Source organism: Roseateles sp. FW301-B2, assembly GCF_058788955.1.
In genome coordinates, this window is the sequence record NZ_JBYTBE010000001.1 from 472600 (window position 1) to 492129 (window position 19530).

16 protein-coding genes and 1 tRNA gene are annotated in these 19530 nt (G+C 68.6%); 11 read left to right on the plus strand and 6 right to left on the minus strand.

Annotation, left to right across the window (positions count from 1 at the left end; all coding sequences use genetic code 11):
• Position 1 precedes the first annotated feature (1 nt).
• The 5 genes from ispH (at position 2) to AC3WQY_RS02015 (ending at position 3869) form a co-directional block, all read left to right on the plus strand.
• The gene (gene ispH, locus AC3WQY_RS01995) at positions 2-982 is read left to right on the plus strand and encodes a 4-hydroxy-3-methylbut-2-enyl diphosphate reductase (protein ID WP_492705334.1); all 981 of its coding nucleotides are present in this window, start codon (positions 2-4) and stop codon (positions 980-982) included.
• Positions 983-1069: 87 nt separating this feature from the next.
• Positions 1070-2365: a serine--tRNA ligase gene (gene serS, locus AC3WQY_RS02000; RefSeq protein WP_492705335.1), complete on the plus strand. Its 1296-nt coding sequence runs from the start codon at positions 1070-1072 to the stop codon at positions 2363-2365.
• Between the two features lie 82 nt (positions 2366-2447).
• A tRNA-Ser gene (locus tag AC3WQY_RS02005) sits at positions 2448-2535 on the plus strand.
• A gap of 141 nt (positions 2536-2676) precedes the next feature.
• On the plus strand, positions 2677-2862 hold the full coding sequence (locus tag AC3WQY_RS02010) for a hypothetical protein (protein ID WP_492705336.1): 186 nt from the start codon (positions 2677-2679) through the stop codon (positions 2860-2862).
• A 92-nt stretch (positions 2863-2954) separates the two neighbouring features.
• Entirely contained in the window at positions 2955-3869 is a 915-nt protein-coding gene (locus AC3WQY_RS02015; protein WP_492705337.1) for a collagenase, read from the plus strand.
• 16 nt (positions 3870-3885) lie between these two features.
• On the opposite strand, the gene AC3WQY_RS02020 is transcribed toward AC3WQY_RS02015, so the two are convergent.
• From AC3WQY_RS02020 to AC3WQY_RS02035, 4 genes are all read right to left on the minus strand, one after another.
• Positions 3886-5061, minus strand: a complete 1176-nt coding sequence (locus AC3WQY_RS02020) for an aminotransferase class I/II-fold pyridoxal phosphate-dependent enzyme (RefSeq protein ID WP_492705338.1) — start codon at positions 5059-5061, stop codon at positions 3886-3888.
• Positions 5062-5066: 5 nt separating this feature from the next.
• Positions 5067-7049 (minus strand): hypothetical protein, encoded by a 1983-nt coding sequence (locus tag AC3WQY_RS02025; protein ID WP_492705339.1) that lies wholly within the window; start codon positions 7047-7049, stop codon positions 5067-5069.
• A 66-nt stretch (positions 7050-7115) separates the two neighbouring features.
• Positions 7116-9950 carry a TonB-dependent receptor domain-containing protein gene (locus AC3WQY_RS02030; RefSeq protein WP_492705340.1) on the minus strand — a complete coding sequence of 945 codons (2835 nt, stop codon included), beginning with the start codon at positions 9948-9950 and terminating at the stop codon, positions 7116-7118.
• A gap of 50 nt (positions 9951-10000) precedes the next feature.
• Entirely contained in the window at positions 10001-11806 is a 1806-nt protein-coding gene (locus AC3WQY_RS02035; protein ID WP_492705341.1) for an ABC transporter substrate-binding protein, read from the minus strand.
• A gap of 228 nt (positions 11807-12034) precedes the next feature.
• Here AC3WQY_RS02035 and AC3WQY_RS02040 point away from each other — a divergent pair, with 228 nt between their 5' ends.
• The 3 genes from AC3WQY_RS02040 to AC3WQY_RS02050 all read left to right on the plus strand — a co-directional run bounded on the left by AC3WQY_RS02040 (position 12035) and on the right by AC3WQY_RS02050 (position 14295).
• The gene (locus AC3WQY_RS02040; protein WP_492705342.1) at positions 12035-12283 is read left to right on the plus strand and encodes a hypothetical protein; all 249 of its coding nucleotides are present in this window, start codon (positions 12035-12037) and stop codon (positions 12281-12283) included.
• Between the two features lie 99 nt (positions 12284-12382).
• On the plus strand, positions 12383-13474 hold the full coding sequence (locus AC3WQY_RS02045; protein ID WP_492705343.1) for a sensor histidine kinase: 1092 nt from the start codon (positions 12383-12385) through the stop codon (positions 13472-13474).
• Complete coding sequence (locus tag AC3WQY_RS02050) at positions 13471-14295, plus strand: LytR/AlgR family response regulator transcription factor (protein ID WP_492705345.1); 825 nt, start codon at positions 13471-13473, stop codon at positions 14293-14295. The genes AC3WQY_RS02045 and AC3WQY_RS02050 overlap by 4 nt, the downstream gene beginning before the upstream one ends.
• Before the next feature lie 14 nt (positions 14296-14309).
• Here AC3WQY_RS02050 and AC3WQY_RS02055 read toward each other — a convergent pair whose 3' ends face one another.
• Together AC3WQY_RS02055 and AC3WQY_RS02060 are read right to left on the minus strand one after the other, a co-directional pair.
• On the minus strand, positions 14310-14510 hold the full coding sequence (locus tag AC3WQY_RS02055) for a hypothetical protein (protein WP_285232779.1): 201 nt from the start codon (positions 14508-14510) through the stop codon (positions 14310-14312).
• Positions 14511-14550: 40 nt separating this feature from the next.
• Entirely contained in the window at positions 14551-15591 is a 1041-nt protein-coding gene (locus AC3WQY_RS02060) for a DUF72 domain-containing protein (RefSeq protein ID WP_492705347.1), read from the minus strand.
• Positions 15592-15645: 54 nt separating this feature from the next.
• On the opposite strand from AC3WQY_RS02060, the gene tadA reads away from it, so the two are divergent.
• Genes tadA through AC3WQY_RS02075 form a run of 3 tightly spaced genes read left to right on the plus strand, consistent with a single transcriptional unit; the run spans position 15646 to position 19525 of the window.
• Entirely contained in the window at positions 15646-16260 is a 615-nt protein-coding gene (gene tadA, locus AC3WQY_RS02065; RefSeq protein ID WP_492705349.1) for a tRNA adenosine(34) deaminase TadA, read from the plus strand.
• Positions 16257-17168 (plus strand): LD-carboxypeptidase, encoded by a 912-nt coding sequence (locus tag AC3WQY_RS02070; protein ID WP_285232776.1) that lies wholly within the window; start codon positions 16257-16259, stop codon positions 17166-17168. Before tadA ends, AC3WQY_RS02070 begins: the two co-directional genes overlap by 4 nt.
• Positions 17169-17221: 53 nt before the next feature.
• Positions 17222-19525, plus strand: a complete 2304-nt coding sequence (locus AC3WQY_RS02075) for an ABC transporter substrate-binding protein (RefSeq protein WP_492705352.1) — start codon at positions 17222-17224, stop codon at positions 19523-19525.
• Positions 19526-19530 lie beyond the last annotated feature (5 nt).

The window sequence follows — 19530 nt, forward strand, 5'->3', positions numbered from 1 at the left end:
CATGACGGCGAGCATTGCACTACCGCAGGAAGTCCTGCTGGCCGAACCGCGCGGCTTCTGCGCCGGCGTGGACCGCGCCATCGAGATCGTCGAGCGCGCCATCGTCAAATTCGGCGCGCCCATCTATGTGCGCCACGAGATCGTGCACAACACCTATGTGGTGAACGACCTCAAGGCCAAGGGCGCGATCTTCATCGAGGACCTGGCCGAGGTGCCGCCCGGCGCCACCCTGGTGTTCAGTGCCCATGGCGTCAGCCAGGCGGTGCGGCGCGAGGCGGCCGAGCGCGGCTTCCATGTGTTCGACGCCACCTGCCCGCTCGTCACCAAGGTGCATGTGGAGGTGGCCAAGCTGCACCGCGAGGGTTATGAGTTCATCATGATCGGCCACAAGGGGCATCCCGAGGTCGAGGGCACGATGGGCCAGCTCAGCGAAGGCATCTACCTGGTGGAAGAGGTGGGAGACGTGCCTCATGTGCAGGTGCAGGATCCCAGCCGGCTGGCGGTGGTGACGCAGACCACGCTGAGCGTCGACGATGCCGCCGAGATCCTGGCGGCGGTGAAGCGCCGTTTCCCGCTGGTGCGCGAGCCCAAGAAGCAGGACATCTGCTACGCCACCCAGAACCGCCAGGACGCCGTCAAGGTGCTGGCACCGCAGGTCGACGTGGTGGTGGTGGTGGGCAGCCCCACCAGTTCCAACAGCAACCGCCTGCGCGAGCTGGCCGAACGGCTGGGCACGCCCGCCTATATGGTGGACGCCGCCGAAGACCTGAAGGCCGAATGGCTGGACGGCCGCAGCCGCGTGGGCCTGACGGCCGGCGCGTCGGCACCCGATGTGCTGGTACAGGCGGTGATCAGCCGCCTGCGCGCCCTGGGTGCTACCTCGGTGCGCAGCCTGCCCGGCGTGGAGGAGCATGTGCAGTTCCCGCTGCCGCTGGGCCTGGGCGACAAGTCCATGGCCGAGGTGAATTCATCCCGATCTTGATGCGGGCGTTGTCGCTGCAAGCGGCGCCCGCTGGTGGCGCCGTTTTTTTTCTTGCCCCATAGAATTCGGACAGAACAAGGAATCCCCATGCTAGACATCAGCCTGCTGCGCAAAGACCTGGATGCGGTCATCGCACGACTCAATACCCGCAAGAATCCCCAGCCCTTTCTCGACGTGGCGCGTTTCGGCGCCCTGGAAGCCGAACGCAAGGGCGTGCAGACTCGCACCGAAGAGCTGCAGGCGCGCCGCAACAGCCTGTCCAAGCAGATTGGCATGCTCAAGGGCAAGGGCGAAGACACCAGCGCCGTGATGGCCGAGGTGGGCGGCATCGGCGAGGAACTGAAGGCCGGCGCCGAGCGCCTGGACGCGATCCAGCAGGAACTCAATGCCATGCTGATGGGCGTGCCCAATCTGCCGCATGAGTCGGTGCCGGCGGGCGGCGACGAAAGTGCCAATGTGGAAGTGCGCCGCTGGGGCAGCCCGCGCAGCTTCGATTTCGAGGTCAAGGACCATGTCGACCTGGGCGCCCCGCTGGGCCTGGACTTCGACACCGGCGCCCGCTTGAGCGGCTCGCGCTTCGCCTTCCTGCGCGGCCCGGCCGCCAAGTTGCACCGCGCGCTGGCGCAGTTCATGCTCAACACCCAGACCGATGAGCATGGCTACACCGAGTGCTACACGCCTTATATCGTGAACCGCGAGGTGCTCGAGGGCACCGGTCAACTGCCCAAGTTCAAGGAAGACATGTTCTGGGTGCTGCGCGGCGGCGATGAGGAACAGGCCGAGCAGTACCTGATCTCCACCTCGGAGATCTCGCTCACCAACAGCGTGCGCGAGCAGATGCTGGACGCCGCCCAGCTGCCCATCAAGCTGACCGCCCACAGCCCCTGCTTCCGCTCGGAGGCGGGCAGCGCCGGCCGCGACACGCGCGGCATGATCCGCCAGCATCAGTTCGACAAGGTCGAGATGGTGCAGATCACCCACCCCGAGCAGAGCTATGCGGCGCTGGAGGAGATGGTGGGCCATGCCGAAGCCATTCTGCAGAAGCTGGGCCTGCCGTATCGCGTGGTGAGCCTGTGCAGCGGCGATATGGGTTTCACCGCCGCCAAGACCTATGACCTGGAGGTCTGGCTGCCGGCGCAGAACACCTACCGCGAGATCAGCTCCTGCTCGAACTGCGAGGCCTTCCAGTCGCGCCGCATGCTGACGCGCTTCAAGAATGCGCAGGGCAAGAACGAACTGGTACACACCCTGAACGGTTCCGGCCTTGCGGTCGGCCGCACCCTGGTGGCGGTGCTGGAGAACTACCAGAACGCCGACGGCAGCATCACGGTGCCCGAGGTGCTGCGCCCCTATCTGGGCGGCCGAGAAATTTTGCGCGGCTGAGTCGCAAAACCCTGGCAAGCTGGAAAAAGTTCGCTATACTAGCGGGCTTGACTCGCACCGAACCACGCGAGCACCGAATACCGGAGAGGTGGCAGAGTGGTTGAATGTACCTGACTCGAAATCAGGCGGACGGAAACGTCTCGGGGGTTCGAATCCCCCCCTCTCCTCCAAACAAAAAGCCCCGTCGCGCAAGCGTCGGGGCTTTTTCTTTCCGGCGTCGCCTGTGCAGCGCGTTGCCAGCGCCCCGGCCATCGCGTACAAGCGGGCTCATACCCCGACGCGCGCCCGGCGCACACACCGAGGACTTCAATATGAGCGGCAAACCCACCACCACCAACGACGCAACGGCCGAGCAGCCCGCGGCACTGCCAAAGCGAGCCAAATGCCCCAAGGGCGTGCCGCCGTCCAAGCTGCTCTCCTGCAGCAAGTTTCGTCCGGTCGGACCGGATCAGCCGCAGACCTGCGCTCTGTGCGGCCGCACCCAGAAAAGCGCCTGAACGCGGGCGCCTCGGACGGATTTTGAAGTGATTTGTATTTTGTAAATATATCGTAATATGCGACGCTGTTTCAAAGCCAAGCGCTCGCATCCATGTCCTCTTCATCCTTCCGTTGCCGCCCGTTCGCGCGCGCCCTCACCACGGCCAGCGCGACGCTGATGCTGGCCGCCTGCGCCACGCCCACGGCGCCACCCAGCGCCGGCCCGGGCGTCGAGCAGGTGCTGGGCCGCGTCCACCGCTGCAGCGCCAGCCTGAGCCTGCGCTCGCAGGCGCTCGATGCCCAGCAGGAGGCGGCCATCTGCCGCGAGCTGGCCGCCATCGAGACGCGCTTTCATGCGCTCTTCCACACCGCCGGCAAGCCGGTGCCGCATGACCTGAACACCTCGCTGCGCGCCAATATCTACCGATCGGGCGATGACTTCGTGCGTTATGCCGGTGCCCACTTCAATATGCCCACCAACAACGGCGGCATGTATCTGGAGGGCCTGCCCGGTCAGCCGGGCAACCATGCCGAGTTCGTCGCCAACCAGCGGGCCGATGGCACGGTGCGCAATCTCGGCCATGAGTATGTGCACTACCTCGATGGGCGCTACAACCTCTACGGCGACTTCTGCGCGAATCTGCATGACTCGCATGCGCCACCCGAGAACTGCCCGCGGCCGGCGCCGCTGACGCCCTATCTGGTGTGGTGGACCGAGGGTGTGGCCGAGTACGTCGCGCGCGGCAACGAGCATCCCAAGGCGCTGCAGGCGGCGGCCGCCAAGAGCTTTGCGCTGAGCCAGTTGTTCGACACCGGCTACGAGGCCAACAGCGGCGATGCGCGCATCTACAGCTGGGGCTATCTGGCGGTGCGCTTCATGATGGAGCGCCAGCGCGACAAGCTCGAGCAGATGCTGGCCTTCACCCGCGCCGGCGACTATCCGCGCTACCAGGCCCTGCTGCGCGGCTGGGGCAGCAGCCTGGACGGCGAATTTGCCGCCTGGCTGGAGGGCCTGGCGGCGCCTTGAGGCACGAGGGCCAGCCTCAGGGGCGGCGGGCGCTGGCAAGCGCCTGCTGCAGATCGTCCCAGAGGTCGTCCACGCCCTCCAGCCCGATGTAGAGCCGCACCAGGCGGCCGCTGACATCAAAGGCCAGCAGCGGGTTAGGTCCGGCGTTCTGCGCCCGGCCGATGGCCGAGGGGAAGACGAGGCTCTCATGCCCGCCCCAGCTGACGCCGATGCGAAACAGCTTGAGCGCATTGCAGAAGGCCGGCACGTCAAGGTGCGGCGCCAGTTCCAGGCTGAACAGGCTGCTGAAGCCACGTAGGCTGGCATTGCCCGCGGCGGCGGGCGCCTGGCTGGGGTGCAGCACCGCGGTCACGCCCGGATGGGCCCGCAGCCGCTCGATCAGCGTCGCCGCCGCCGCTGCGTGGTGCTGCATGCGCAGCTGCAGGGTGCGCATGCCGCGCACCAGCAGCCAGGCCTCCATCGGTGCGAGCTTGGCGCCCAGATATGGGTAGACCAGATCGTTCAGCGCGGCGATGCGCGCGCTGCTGCCGGCCACCACGCCGGCCACGGTGTCGCTGTGGCCACTGAGGTATTTGGAGGCCGAGTGCACGACGAGGTCGACGCCGCAATCCAGCGGGCGCTGGAACACCGGTGTGGCCCAGCTGTTGTCGCAAATGGTCACCACGCCATGCTGGCGCGCCAGCGCGCAGAGCTCGCGCAGCGGCTGGGTCTGCATCACCCAGGAGCTGGGGCTCTCCAGGTAGAGCAGGGCGGCGCCGGGCAGGGCGGCGGCCACCGCGGCCGGGTCGCTGCCGTCCACGTACTCGACGCGCACGCCCAGGCGCGGCAACAACTTTTCCATGAAGCGATAGGCGTCGGGGTAGACATGGCGCACGCAGAGCATGCGGTCGCCCGCCTTCACGACTGAGAGGATGGCGGCCGAGATCGCCGCCATGCCGCTGGCAAAGCCGCGCGCCGCCTCGGCGCCCTCCAGTGCCGCCAGCTTGGCCTCGAACTCCATCACCGTCGGGTTGTCGCCGCGGCTGTAGATGGGGCCGCTGGTTTCGCCCGCGAAGCGCGCCGCCATGGCCTCGTAGCTGGCGAAGGTGAAGAGCGAGGTCTGCGCGATCGGCGGCACCACCGCGCCCCAGGGATTGGGGGCATCGGCGGTGAGCGTGGCGGCGACCGGATCGTGGGGTTGTTGTGGCGTCATGGTCATCAGGGTAGCGTGACTTGCAGGGGCGCCCGGCCGTCCCACAAGGTGTCGAGCAGCAGCTTGCCCTGCGCGCTGACGCGCACCTGCTGCTGGCTCCCCTTGCGCTCGGTGCTGATGTCCAGGCCCTGGCTGCCAAAGGCGCGGATCTGGCGCAGCGCCATGCGGGGCCAGGCCTGCGGCAGGCGTGGCGCGAGCGCGAAGCGGCGCAGGCCGAGCGGCTCGATGCCGAACAGCCCCTCCACCACCACGCGTGCGTACAGGCCGCTCTCGGCCGACAGATGGCGCTGCTGGCCCTCGGGCCAGGCCTCCACCGCATAGGGCACATGCTCGCCCAGCAGGCGGCGCTGCGAGTAGTAGCGGAAATAGGGCAGCACGCGCTCCAGCTCGCCGCTGCGCATCAGGCCGCGGAAGGCATAGAGGGTGGAGCGGTCCCAGAAGGTGCTGTCGCCGGCCTCGGTGAGCACGCCGTTGGCCGACCAGAGCTGGGGCGAGAGCAGGGCCTCGACGGTGCCCGCCTGGCGCTCGTGGATGCCGAAGCTCAGCGGCAGGGCGATCCAGGCGCGCAGCTTGTCATTGCCCTCGTAATAGCGGTAGGTGTCGAAGCCGCCCACGCGCGCGGCGAAGTGCCGGTCGATGGCCTGGCGCAGCGCCGCGGCCTCGGCGCGCAGCGCCGGTGCTCCGGCAGGATCCAGATCCTCGGCCAGGCGTGCCGCGCCCAGCAGGGCGGCATAGGCCAGCACATTGGTGCTGAGATTGGCCTTGCCGGCCGGGAAGCGGCCCTCCAGCTCGTCGCTGTCGGAGCGGATGATGCCGGTGGCGTCGCGCTGGCGGCGGTTGTATTCCAGGCACCAGGCTATCAGCGGCTGCAGGCGCTGCGCGCCGTCGCGGTCGCCCTGCGCGAGCGCGAAATGGCTGGCGCCGTAGGCAATCATGGCGCAGTCGCCGCGGTCGCCGGCGCCATTCCAGAAACTGCGCCCCTCGGCCACGATGGACGAGGGGATGGGCTTGTACTGCGCGTTCATATAGCTGGCGAACCAGCGGAAGCTGTTGAACGCCGATTCGACCCCGGCCTGGTCGCCCAGATAGGGGAAGAAGGGGTTCACGTACTCGGCCTGGTCGTTGGCCCAGATGGCGGCGTAGTAGCGCGTGCCGCCGGGGCCGTGCATGAGGCCGCCGCGGGTGGCGAAGATGCTCTCGGCGGCGCGGATCTTGGCAAAGTCGAACATGGTGTTGAGCGCCGGCTCGGGCGTCTCCAGCACCAGCTGGCCGCGCCATTGCGCCAGCTTGGCGGCGCGGCGCTCGAAGGCCTCGTCGGTGTCCACATGCACCATCTCGTTGGCCAGCCGGGCCATGAACACCAGGTCCACCGCAACGCGCTGCTGCGGTGCCAGTTCGCCCTCGCGGCCCGCGGCGCTGACCTGGATGCGGTAAGCCCCGTGGGTGCCGGCCTCGGCCGCGGTGGCCTCGCTGCGCAGCAGCGGCTTGAACTGGTAGCGCACGCTGCGCGTGCCGCGGTTGACGAGCTCCAGGCGCTCGACCAGCGCCGGCTCGTCGGGCGAGGGGCTGAGCCGGCGCACCAGGGTCAGGTCTTGCCCGAGCGCGGATTCCAGCGTCAGCATGCCGTCGAAGCGCACCTGCTGCAGCGTCTCGGGCGCTGCCGCCCGGCCGTCGATCAGCAGCTCGGGCGTGATGCCCAGCTCGTAGCTGCGCATCAGGCTGGCATGGGTGTCGTCGGGCAGGGTGCGCAGCATCGGCCAGACCACGGTGCGCTTGAGCGCGAGCCGGCCCTGGGCGTCGCTGCCATAGTCGATCACCGCCGAGACCTGGCGGCCGCTCATCTCGAGCTGGTCGCGGTGCGCGTCGCGCACCGTCCAGCTGATCTGCCCGGCCTCGAGCCGCCAGCGCGGCTGGAAGTCCGGGATCTGGGCATGCGCGCTCAGCAGCAGGCTGGCACCGAGCAGGGCAGTGGGAAGGAGTTTGTGCATGGCGGGTCGGTAGCAAGCCCGGCCTGCTTGCGCAGACCGGGCCGGCCTTGGGTCGAGGTGGCTAGCTTAGAAGAACTTGTACTCGGCGCTGATGCGCAACATGCGACCCATCACGTCCTCGCGGTTGGCGGGGATGATGCCGCCCTGGCCGAAGGCGCGGTAGTCCATCGGCGGCCGGCGGTTGAAGAGGTTGCGCACATTGGCGGTCAGCGTGAGCGACTTGATCGGCGTGAAGCGCAGGTTGTAGTCCCAGCGGATGTAGCTGGCGACGCGGCACTGCTCGGCCGTCAGGCCCTTGTTGTCCACGCAGTCCTGGGTGTTCCAGCTCTGGTCGTAGTAGTCGCCCGTGAGCGGGGTCGGCTGCTGCCAGATCATGCTCAGGCCATGCTTCCAGTCGCCCCATTGCTGGTGGCCCGACAGGCGTGCCCACCAGTGCGGGAAGCCGTAGCGGCCGGCGAGGTTGTCGCCCCAGCGATTCTCGGCGGTGCTGAAGCTGCGGTACTCGATCAGGTAGCTGGCGTCCAGCTCGGCGCCGGCCGCACCCAGGGGCGTGTTGAACTGGCTCTTGATGGCCCAGTCGATGCCGCTCACGCGCGTCTTGCCGAGGTTGCGGAAATGGTCGTTCAGGTACAGCACCTTGGGCGCGCCAGGCTGGTACTTGGCGACCTCGGCGGCATTGATGAAGGTGGGGTCGTTGCTGAAGTCGGGCGCGCGCACCAGCGTGCCGGCGGGCTGCTGGGCCTCGGCGCTGAGCAGGTCCTGCGCATTGATGGTCTGGATCTCGTTCTTGCGTTCCACCTTGTAGTAGTCCACCGAGGTGCTGATCTGCTTGATCGGCTGCAGCACCAGGCCCAGCGTGATGATGCGCGAGGTCTCGGGCTTGAGGTTGGGGTTGTACTGCACCAGGCTGGCGGCGCCGAAATTGCACTCGCTGCCGACGATGCCGTCGGCGCGCGCCTGCAGCAGCGTCTTGTTGGGATCGCTGTCGGGCAGGGCGGCGGCCTGGGCGCGCAGGTCGTTCGTCAGGCGGTTGGCGGCGTCGCAGCGCTTGGGGTCGCTGAGGCCGTTGGCGAACACCGATTTGGTGGAGGGTGAGCTCTCGGCGAGATTGGGTGCGCGGAAACCGTTCTCCAGCGAGGCGCGCAGCAGCAGTTCCGGCATGGGCTGGAAGCGCAGCGCCAGCTTGGGTGAGAAATGCGCGCCGAAGCCGTGGAACTTGTCGACCCGGCCCGCGGCCTGCAGCTCCAGGCTCTTGGCCAAGGGCAAATTGGCCTCGGTGTAGACGGCGCCGAAGCTGCGCGCGGCATCGGTGCGCACGCTGCCCCAGCCGACGATGTCGCCCTTGGCGAGGTTCTCGGTGGGCAGGATGGCCATCGACTCATGGCGCAGCTCGAAGCCCGCCGCCACGCCGATGGGGCCGGCCGGCAGCCGGCCGAGTTCGCCGCTGAGCTTGCCGTCCACAAAGGTCTGGCGCGTGCTGGCGTGGTAGCCGTATTCGGGGAACAGCCGGGCCAGCACCGCCTCGCTGTTGACCTGGCCGATCCTGTAGCCGCCCGGCTTGTTGAAGAAGTCGGCGTCCAAGCTGTCCTTGTTGTAATCGCCGATCAGGGCCTTGAAGCCGCTGTCGCTGAAGGAGCCGCGCGTGCGCTGGCGCGTCTTGCCGCCCATCACGCCGGCGGCGGCCTCCCAGTCCCAGCCCTGCCAGTCGCCCTTCAGGCCGGCCAGCACGCGGTACTGGTCGGTGGAGAGATGGTTGCCATTGCCGTCGTCGACGAAGCGGTAGCGCAGCTCGGCCTCCTCGCCCAGCGGGTTGAGCGGATGTTCGGCGGGCAGGCCGCGCGGATAGAAGGTGCGCACCTGCTTGGTCGAGGGGTCGGCCCAGACCGAGGCGCCGAGTGCCCAGCCGTAAGCGCCATGCGGGCCCCAGTAGGCGGTCTTGGTGTTGGAGTAGATGCCCTCGGCAAAGCCCTGCAGATGCTCGGAGATGTTGAGCTTGCCCGATACCAGGGCGCTGACGCGATCGGCCGAGGGTTGCACCGCGAAGCGTTCGTAGCGGTCATACATGCACAGCGACTTGCTGGCATTGAAGGTGTTGCAGCCGGCGATCGGGCCGGCGCCGATCACATTGCCCGGATAGCTGTAGCTGGAGAGGCTGCCGAAGCTGCCCGAATAGGCCTTCATCGCGGGGTTGGCATCGTCCAGCACATCGCGCCAGGAGAAGTTGCCGTCGCGGTGGTAGACGTCGATATTGGCCAGCACGTTGAAGCCGTCCTTGGCGTAGTCGCCGATGCCGCCCGCGATCGAGCCGGCGCGGTTGCCGAAGCGCTGGCTCAGCAGCGAGCTTTCGTGGGTGAGCTTGGCGCTCAGGCCCTGGTAGTTGTTGCGCGTGACGATGTTGATCACACCGGCCACCGCGTCGGAACCGTACAGCGAGGAGCCGCCGCTCTTCAGGATCTCGACGCGTTCCACCGCTTCCAGCGGCAGCGCGTCGATATTGGCAAAGGTCTGGTTGTAGTCGGCCAGCGGATAGATCGAGAGGCGGCGCGAGTTCAGCAGCACCAGGGTCGATTGCTTGCCCAGGTTGTGCAGCGAGGCCCCGGTGGCGCCGTTGGCGAAGGAGCCGCCGCCGCCGATGTCCGAGAGTTCGCCGGTCACCGCGGCCGAGAGCTCCAGCAGCTCGCGCACCGTCGCCATGCCGCTGGACGCGATCTCCTCGCGCGAGATGATCTGCACCGCGGCCGGGCCCTCATCGGCGATGTTGAGGCGCTTGACGTGGCTGCCGATCACCTCGACGCGGGTCAGCTTGTCGGGGGCGGGCGCGGTCTGGGCGCTGGCCGGGTTGTGGGCCAGGCCGGCGAGCATGAGGGCACCGACCAGCGGGTGCAAGGTCTTGGATTTCATGGGGTCTCCATTGGTTTTTTTGGTCTGAGGGAAAGAACAACAAAAAGCGTTCAGGGGGCGAGGTCGACGTAGTGCCAGAGCTCCTGCGAGAACAGGCCGCGCCGGTAACCCTGCAGGCGCGGCTGGGTCAGCTCGTTGCCGATGCGGTGCGTCATGTACTTCAGCGGCATATAGGCCACCTGCAGGCGCTTGGCCTCGTGCAGGGCGGCCTCGCGCTCGGGGCCGTCGGGCAGGCGCGTGACGCGCTCGTAGAGGGCGTCGAAGGCGGGCAGCCGGAAATAGCTCAGGTTGGTGCTGCCGGCCTCGGGGCCGTAGAGCTTGCGCATGCCCAGGTCCTGGCCGTCGGGGTTGACGGCGGTCTCGCTGAGCTGCCAGATCATCAGCCGCCCGGCGCGTGCCGCCTTCAGCTGCTCGGGCCATTGCGCGGTGACGAAGCGGGTGCGCAGGCCCAGCGCGTCGAGGTCCTTCTTGCGCAGCTCGTCCTGGGCGCGCGAGAAGTCGTCGGGCTGGGTGGCGATCTCCAACACCAGCGGGCTGCCATCGGGCTGCTCGCGCCAGCCGTCGCCGTCGCGATCGCGGTAGCCGTAGGTGTCCAGCAGGGCGCGCGCCTTGGCGGGGTCGTGCTCGCCGCTCTCGGAGCGGAAGCGCTCGTCGTAGCCGCTGGTGAAGGGCACCACGCCCGACTGCGCCAGGATGGCCTGGCCACCGCGGGTGAGCCGGATCTCGCGCGCCACGTCCAGCCCCAGGCCGATGGCGCGCCGCAGCGCCACCTTGTCGGGTGAGTTGCCGCCCAGCGCCGGGCTGCGCATATTGAAGTACATATAGGTGACGTCGGCCTTCTGGCTGCGGTAGAGCCGGATGCCGCGCTGGCGCAGGTGCGGGGCCAGCCGGCCCAAGGGCACCGCCTTGGGCATGAAGTCGCCCGGCACCTCGATCAGGTCCAGCTCGCCGTTCAGAAAGGCCAGCCAGCGCGGCTGGTTCTGCACGATCACCGACAGTTCGACGCGGTCCACCATGGGCAGGCGCCGGCCCTTGAAGCGGGCCAGCAAGGCCTGACCCTCGGCATCGTCGGGGGCGGGCTCGGCGTCGTAATAGCGCTCGCGGTAGCCGGGGTTGCGCTCCAGCACCAGGCGCGAGCTGCGCCGCCACTCGGCCAGGCGGAAGGGGCCGGTGCCGACCGGATGCTCGCCGATCTGCGCGCCATAGGCTTGCACCACCTCGGCCGCCAGCGCCCCGGCCTTGTCATTGCCCGCCAACCATTGGGCGAAGCGCGGGCGCGGTTCGGCCAGGCGGATCTGCAGCGTGTAGCGGTCCAGCGCGCGTAGGCCGGCGATCTCGCGCCCGTAGTCCATCGGTTTGCCGCTGCGCAGCGCCTCTTCGCGCAAGCCCGGCAGCCCCAGGATGCCGGCCTCCAACCATTCGGCAAAGCGCGGGCTGCTGAGCGCCGGGTCGGCATAGCGCTTGAAGCTGTAGACATAGTCGGCCGCCACCAGCTCGCGCGGCTTGCCGCCGAACGCCGGGTCGTCGGCGAAGAAGATGCCGGGCCGCAGGCGGATGGTCCAGCGCTTGTAGTCCTCGGCCACCTCGGGCAGGGCGGCGGCCGTCAGCGGCACCAGCTTGGCGGGGCGCGCCAGGTAGTCGTAGTGGTAGAGCGCCTCCAGCACATGGCTGAGCACGCGCAGCGAGTAGACGTCGTCGGCGCGCACCGGATCGAAGCTGGTCTCGGCCTGCTCCAGCGGCAGGCGCAGGACCTTGATCGCGGCGGGCGGCGCCGCCTGCAGCGACAGCGGCAGCAGCATCAACAGGCAGAGCTGGACGGTCCACCGGCGCAGCGCGTGGGGGCGGCTGGATTGCATGGGATTGGGTTAGATATATGGCTGGAATGCCAGATTGGCGGCAAGCTTAGGGCGCGCTGCCAACGCCGATCTATGGGAGTTTTCGGCGCAGCTATCCGGCTTTGGCATAGCCGCGCCGGGGCCGGCCGCTTACATCTGCATCCCCCCTCAGTGGGAGGTGCGCGCCGCCGCGCATCGGTTCACAGTCGCGCTGCGGTCAGCGAGGCTTTGATCGCACAGGAGTCGGTCATGCATTTCCAAGAAGTAGACACAGGGGATTTCAGGATCTATGCGGGGGCGCTGGAGCGGCCACGCCAGTACGGCTATGTGGCCGCCGTGGTGGTGGTGCGCATGCCGGTGGGCCAGCCGCGCCGCGAGACCTATCGCGATGAGAGCCTGGCGGGCGGCTTTGCCTGGTCATCGCCCGCGGAGGCCTTGCGCTTCGCGCTCAATGCCGGGCGCGATGCGGTGATGTGTGGCCGCGCGGCCATCTCCTGAGGCAGCGGCCCCGCCACCCGGGGCCCGATTTCGGTCGTTCGTCGCGCCGGCAGCCGCCGACGCTTGGTGGGGGCGCGCAAGGCCGCTATCGTGCGCCCCATGTCGACCGCCAGCCCCATTGCCCCCGCGGCATCGCCCGCCGCACCCAGCCCCTGGCAGGGCTTCGTTGCCTATCTGACGCCGCTGCGGCTGGCGCTGGCCCTGGGCCTGGCGGGCTTGGCGGCGGTGATGCTGGGCCCGATCTTCATCATTCCCTTCCCGGTGCTGCTGGGCCGCACCATGTTCGTCGGCCTGTGGGCGCTGCTGGCCTTCGCCGCCGCGGGCCAATGGCCGCGGCGCCTGCCGCGCTGGTGGGCGCGCTGGCTGTTCCAGGTGCTGGTGGTGGCGCTGGCGGTGCCGGTGGCCACCCTGCTGGTCTACCTGGTGGCGGTGGGCGGCGACTTCGCCTCGCTGATCCGCAGCGAGGGGCGGGTGATGGGCTTTCTGTGGATCGCCGGCTCGGGCCTGTTGGTGGGGCCGCTGCTGGCGATGGGCGCGCTGTACCGGCAGCGCGACGCCGAGGCACGCAACCAGGCGCTCAGCTTCGAGCTGGAGCGCAGCGAGCTGGAGCGGCGCGCGCTCGACGCCCGCCTGCGCCTGTTGCAGGCCCAGGTGGAGCCGCACTTTCTCTTCAACACCCTGGCGAATGTGCGCGCCCTGGTGGAAGCGGGCTCGCCGCAGGCCGCGCCGGTGCTGCGCAGCCTGATCGCCTATTTGCGCGCCGCCATGCCGAGGCTGCAGGACGAGACCGCCTGCCTGGCCGACGAACTGGGTCTGGTGAAGGCCTATCTGGAGCTGATGCATCTGCGCATGCCGGATCGCCTGGTCTACGAGATCGCGGTGCCCTCCGAGCTGCTGCGCCTGCGCTTTCCGCCCATGGCCTTGCTGACCCTGGTGGAGAACGCGGTGCGCCATGGCATCGACCCCAGCGAGGAGGGCGGGCGCATCGAATTGGGCGGCTTGCTCGAGGACGGGCAGGTGCGTTTGTGGGTCTCCGACACCGGGGTGGGCCTGGTGCAGCAGATGGGCTCGGGCACCGGCCTGCGCAATCTGCGCGAGCGCCTGCAGGTGGTCTATGGCGAGGGCGCCGCCCTCGACCTGCAGGAGAATCAGCCCCACGGCCTGCGCGCCGAGATCCGCTTCACGCCATGACCGCAAGCACCGCACCCACCGCCCTGATCGCCGACGACGAGCCCCTGCTGCGCGAAAGCTTGCAGCGCGCCCTGGCCACGGCCTGGCCCGAGCTGCGCGTGCTGGCCCAGGCGCGTAACGGCCGCGAGGCGGTGGAGCTGTTCGAGCAGCATGAGCCCGACATCGTGTTCCTCGACGTCCACATGCCCGGCATGAACGGCGTGGAGGCGGCACGCCAGATCGCGCGCCGCGCGCAGGTCGTGTTCGTCACGGCCTACGAGCAGTATGCGGTGCAGGCCTTCGAGCAGGGGGCGCTCGACTATCTGGTGAAGCCGGTGGACGAGCTGCGCCTGGCCGACACGGTGCAGCGCCTGCAGGAGCGCTTGCGGGCGCGGGCGGCGGGCACGCCGCAGCCGCAACTCGATCTGCAGGCCGCGATCGAAACCCTGGCGCGCAAGCTGATGCAGCCCGAGAGCGGCGCCGGCGCGGCGGCCTCGACAACTGCCTCAGGGGCGGGCCATCTGCAATGGATACGCGCCTCCGTGGGGTCGACGCTCAAGCTGATCCCGGTGGACCAGATCGTCTTCATGCGTTCGGACGAGAAATACACCCTGGTGGTCTGGCACGAGGGCGAGGCGCTGATACGCACGCCGATACGCGAGCTGGTGGAGCAGCTGGACCCGCAGTGCTTTGTGCAGGTGCACCGCTCGGTGGTGGTGAACCTGCATGCGGTCAGCCATGTGACGCGCGGGCCGAACGAAACCGCCGACCTGCATCTCAAGGGTCGGCCCGAGGTCCTGCCGGTCAGCCGCAGCTATCTGCACCTGTTCCGGCAGATGTAGCCAGGGCGCGCAACTCAGCGGCCTGGCGGGTGGCCGGGCGGCGTGGCCTGGCCTTCCACCACCACCCGATCCAGCCGCCAGATGACCGGCGTGCGACCCTCGGGCGTGAAGAAGAAGGCGTCGACCAGAATCAGCGCCAGGATGCCGATCAGCGCGGCCAAGAGTGCAGTATGCAGGCCGCTGTCGGAGAAGCTGTGAATCTTTCCGCTTGCCATGATCTGCTCCTAAAAGGAAGTCGGGATCTGCCCGATCACTCTATGCTTTTGGCGCCGCGGCGTCCACAACATTGAGGACTTCTTGCGCCAGCGCAAGCACCGATGCGGGGGCCGAGCCTTCGGCCTCGTTGCTGATCGTGACCTGGCAGGGCAGGCCGGCGGCGGCGGTGCCGCGGATCACATGGGCGAGCAGGGCGCGCGTCGGCAGGTCGGGGTCCTGCAGCGCCTCGAAATCGCCGTAGCGGCGCAGCGCCTCCTGGTAGCCGAAGGGGCCGAAGCGCCGGTGCAGGTTCCAGCGGCAGACGAGGGGAGCGGGCCAGAGCCGCCGCAGTATCCACAGCTGTTCCTGCAGCGCCGGCAGCTTGGCGTGCAGGCCCAGGCAATACCTGACCCCGGTGTCGCGCAGCAGGGCCACCAGGTCCTCGCACAAGAGCTCCGGGTCGCGCAGCTCCACGGCGATGCTGGCCGCCCCGTCCAGCCGAGGCAGGGCGCTCAGCATGGCATGCAGCCGGTCCAGCACCTCGCCGCGCCGCGCCAGCAGGGCCGGCGAGAGCGGGCTGAGCTGGAACACCAGCGCACCGATCTTGTCGCCCAGCCCCTCGATGGCGGGCCGTACGAATTCCTGCAGGGCCAGGGCGGGATCGAGAAAGGCGCTGTTGCTGCGGCCGCCGCGGCCCTGCGGGTCGCGCAGCAAGGCGTCGGTGACCAAGCTCGGCGCCTTCACCGTGAAGCGGAAGTCGGCCGGCACCTGGGCCGCGTAGCGCTCGTACTGGCTGGCCTGCAGGGGCTGGTAGAAGCTGCGATCGATGCCCACCGCGCGCAGCAGCGGGTGCTGGCTGTAGGCGCCGAGGCCCTGCCTGGACAGGGCGCTGGCCGGGTAGGCACGCTGCCAGACCTGGCCGGCCCAGCCCGGATAGGCCCAGGACGAGGTGCCCAGGCGCAGCACCTGCGGCAGTTGCGCCGCCAAGGCCTGGATGCTTGCGTCGGCCGGTTGGGCTTGGATCTTGCTGCCGGGCTTGCTGGCCGGCTTGGCAGCCGGCATGGTGGCGCTAGGGGCCTCGGGGAACAATGCATCTTGCATGCGGCCAGCATAGCGGGCCGGCCCGGGCCGCTTGCTACACTTGCGCGCCTGCCCATGACCGAGCCATTCATCCCCCATCCGCCGCAGGCCGCCTTCAGTGCCGCCGACGAATACGCGATGCGGCTCGCGCTGGACCAGGCCCATAACGCCCTGCTGGTGGGCGAGGTGCCGGTGGGTGCGGTGCTGATGCGCCAGGGCCAGGTGATCGCCACCGGCTACAACCGGCCCATCACCACGCATGACCCCACCGCGCATGCCGAGATCGTGGCGCTGCGCCATGCCGCCACCCTGCTGGGCAATTACCGCCTGCCCGAGTGCGAGCTCTATGTGACGCTGGAGCCCTGCGCGATGTGCGCGATGGCGATGATGCATGCGCGCCTGAAGCGCGTGGTGTTCGCCGCGCCCGATCCCAAGACCGGCGTGGCCGGTTCGGTGCTGGACCTGTTCGCCGAAGGGAAGCTGAACCACCACACCGGCATCCAGGGCGGCCTGCTGGGCGAGGCCTCGGCCAGGCTGCTGCGCGAATTCTTTGCCGAGCGGCGCGAGGCCGCACGCAAGCGCCGCGAGCTGGCGCGCGCGGCGCTTGCGCCATCCCATAGCGACGCCGATTGCGAATCCCAGCCCATTCCCACGGGCGATGCCATTCACCTGGACGATTTCAAACCATGAGTTCCCTGACCCTCTACACCCCGGCCGGCGTGCTGGCACAGGCCCAGCCCCTCAAGCGTGCCGCCAAGCGCCTGGGCGCACTGGGCTTCGAGGTGACGATAGACGCAGCGGCGCTGGCCAAGCATCAGCGCTTTGCCGGCGACGATGCCACGCGCCTGCAAGCCATCCATCGCGTGGCCCAGGCCGCGCCCTCGGTGGCGCTGGCCACGCGCGGCGGCTACGGTCTGACGCGCCTGCTGGACCAGCTCGACTGGAAGCTGCTGGCCAAGAGCGTGGAGCGCGGCACCCGCTGGGTCGGGCAGAGCGATCTGACCTCGCTGCAGCTGGGGCTGCTGGCCAAGGCCAAGCTGCAGAGCTGGGCCGGCCCGCTGGCCTGCGATGACTTTGGCCGCAGCGATGACGAGGGCGGCGTGGACGATGTGACGCAGGACTGCTTCACCGAGGCCATGAGCGGGCTGCTGGAGGCGGTGGGCTTTCGCACCGAGGCCGGGCACGACGGCTTCGAGGCGCGCGGCACCCTGTGGGGCGGCAATCTCTGCGTCCTCAACTCGCTGCTGGGCACGCCCTACTTTCCGCGCATCAAGGGCGGCATCCTGTTCCTGGAGGATGTCAACGAGCATCCCTATCGGGTCGAGCGCAATCTGCTGCAGCTGCAGCAGGCGGGGGTGCTGGACGCACAGAAGGCCATCGTGCTGGGGGAGTTCAGCGCCTGGAAGAAGTCGCCGCTGGACCGCGGCTACAACCTGAAGGCGGCCATCGAGGCGGTGCGTGCGCGCACCAAGACGCCGATCTTCACCGGCCTGCCCTTCGGCCATGTGGCCACCAAGGTCTGCCTGCCGGTGGGCGCCAAGGTGGAGATGGTGGTGCAGGGCCGCGACGCCCTGCTGGCCTGGGGGCATACGCACTGATACCCCCCGTGTTCGGGTGAATTCCATGAGGGCGCACAGCGCCCGGCTCCACTATGATCGCGCGCCAGCCTCTGCACGCCGGGCCATCAGCCCAGGCGCCGCCAGAGGCTCGTTTTTTGTGCCTAAGCGCGTGCAGAAGGGGTCATGTGTTGTTGAAGCGGATTGCGGGGTTCATCGGAGGCATCTTGGCCGCGGCGCTGCTGAGCGCCTGCAACAACAGCCCCTATCCGATCGGCGCCGAGAAGGACAACACGCTTTACATGTCCTTTGATGAGCGCTCGCCGCGCTATCTGGACCCGACCGCCTCCTACACCGCGCCTGAGGGTGCCTACGCCTACCATATCTACGAGCCGCTCTACGGCTACCACTACCTCAAGCGCCCCTACCAGTTGGAGGGCCACGCCGCCACCGAGGTGGTGAAGCCCTATTACCTGGATGCCAAGGGCGTGCGCCTGCCCGACGATGCGCCGTCCGAGCAGATCGCCCAGGCGGTCTACGACATCCCCATCCGCAAGGGCCTGCGCTACGCGCCGCACCCGGCCTTTGCCAAGAATGCCCAGGGGCAGTACATCTACCACCACCTCACGCGGGCGGAGCTGGGGGACAAGCGTTCGCCCTGGGAGTTTGCCCAGCAGGGCACGCGCGAGCTGGTGGCGGAGGACTTCGTGTTCGCGATCAAGCGCCAGGCCACGCCGCGCATCGAGGCGCCGCTGTTCGGCGTGTTCTCCGAGCATGTGCGCGGCCTCAAGGCCTACAGCCAGCTGATCCGCGCCGAGAACGCCAAGCTGCTCAAGGGCCTGCCCGAGAACAGCGCGGACAAGCCCTTCCTGGACTTCCGCCGCTGGCCGCTGGAGGGGGCCGAGGCGCTGGACTCGCACACCCTGCGCATCCGCCTGAACGGCAAGTACCCGCAGTTCCAGTACTGGCTGGCCACCACCTTCTTCGCGCCGGTGCCCTGGGAGGTGGATGCCTTCTATGCCCAGCCGGGCATGAACGAGAACAGCCTGTCGTGGAATCAATGGCCGGTCGGCACCGGCCCCTTCATGATGACCGAGTATGTGCAGGACCGCCGCCATGTGATGGCGCGCAACCCCTATTACCGGCAGGACAGCTATCCCTGCGAGGGTGCCGCCGGCGACCAGGCCGCCGGGCTGCTGGACGATTGCGGCAAGCGCCTGCCCTTTGTCGACAAGATCGTCGCCAACATCATCAAGGAGCGGGTGCCGCGCAAGGAACTGTTCAAGCAGGGCTATCTGGACCTGCCCGAGATCGAGCGGACCGACTGGGGCGTCGAGTTCATGGTGGACAAGAGCGACTCCGACGAGGTGTTCCGCAACTACGCGGCCAAGGGCTACCGCTTGCCCATGGATACCGACATCGGCAGCTGGTACGTGGGCTTCAACTGGCTGGATCCGGTGGTGGGGCAGGGCAGCACGCCCGAGCAGCGCGAGCGCAACAAGAAGCTGCGCCAGGCGATCTCGATCGCGATCGACTGGGAGGAGGGCTATGGCCGCATCTTCCGCAACAAGGGCGGCGATGCCGCCCATGGCCCCACGCCGCCCGGCGTGTTCGGCTCGCGCGAGGGCCAGCCGGGCTGGCACAACCCGGTGACGCACAAGCTGGTGGACGGCAAGGTGCAACGGCGCTCCATCGAAGAGGCCAAGGCCCTGCTGGCCGAGGCCGGCTACCCGGAGGGGCGCGACGCCGGCACCGGCAAGCCCCTGGTGCTGAGCTATGACTTCATGCGCGTGGTCACGCCCGAGATGAAGGCCGAGAACGACTGGATGGTCAAGCAGTTCGCCAAGCTGGGCATCCAGCTGGACGTGCGCGCCACCGACTTCAACCAGTTCCAGGAAAAGGTGCTCAAGGGCAAGCACCAGATCTACTGGTGGGGCTGGTTGGCCGACTATCCGGATGCCGAGAACTTCCTGTTCCTGCTCTACGGCCCGAACAGCAAGTCCAAGTTCGAGGGCGAGAACGCCTCCAACTACGAGAATCCCGCCTACGACCGCCTCTACAAGCGCCTGCAGACCCTGGACGATGGCCCGGAAAAGCAGCGCGTGATGGACGAGATGCTGGCCATCGTGCGCGAGGACGCGCCCTGGTCCTGGGGCTACTGGCCCTATGTGGGCCTGGCCTTCCAGCACTGGGTCTACAACGGCAAGCCCAGCATCGTGGTGCGCGACGTGGGGCGCTATTACCGCGTCGATGCCGCCGAGCGCGCGCGCAGGCAGGCCGAGTGGAACCATCCGATCTGGTGGCCCCTGCTGCTGCTGGCGGCGGGCGCGGCCGTGATCGCCTGGCTGACGAGCCGCTCCTTCCGCGCCCGCGAGCTCGCCACCGCGCGCGGCGCCTGAGGCCT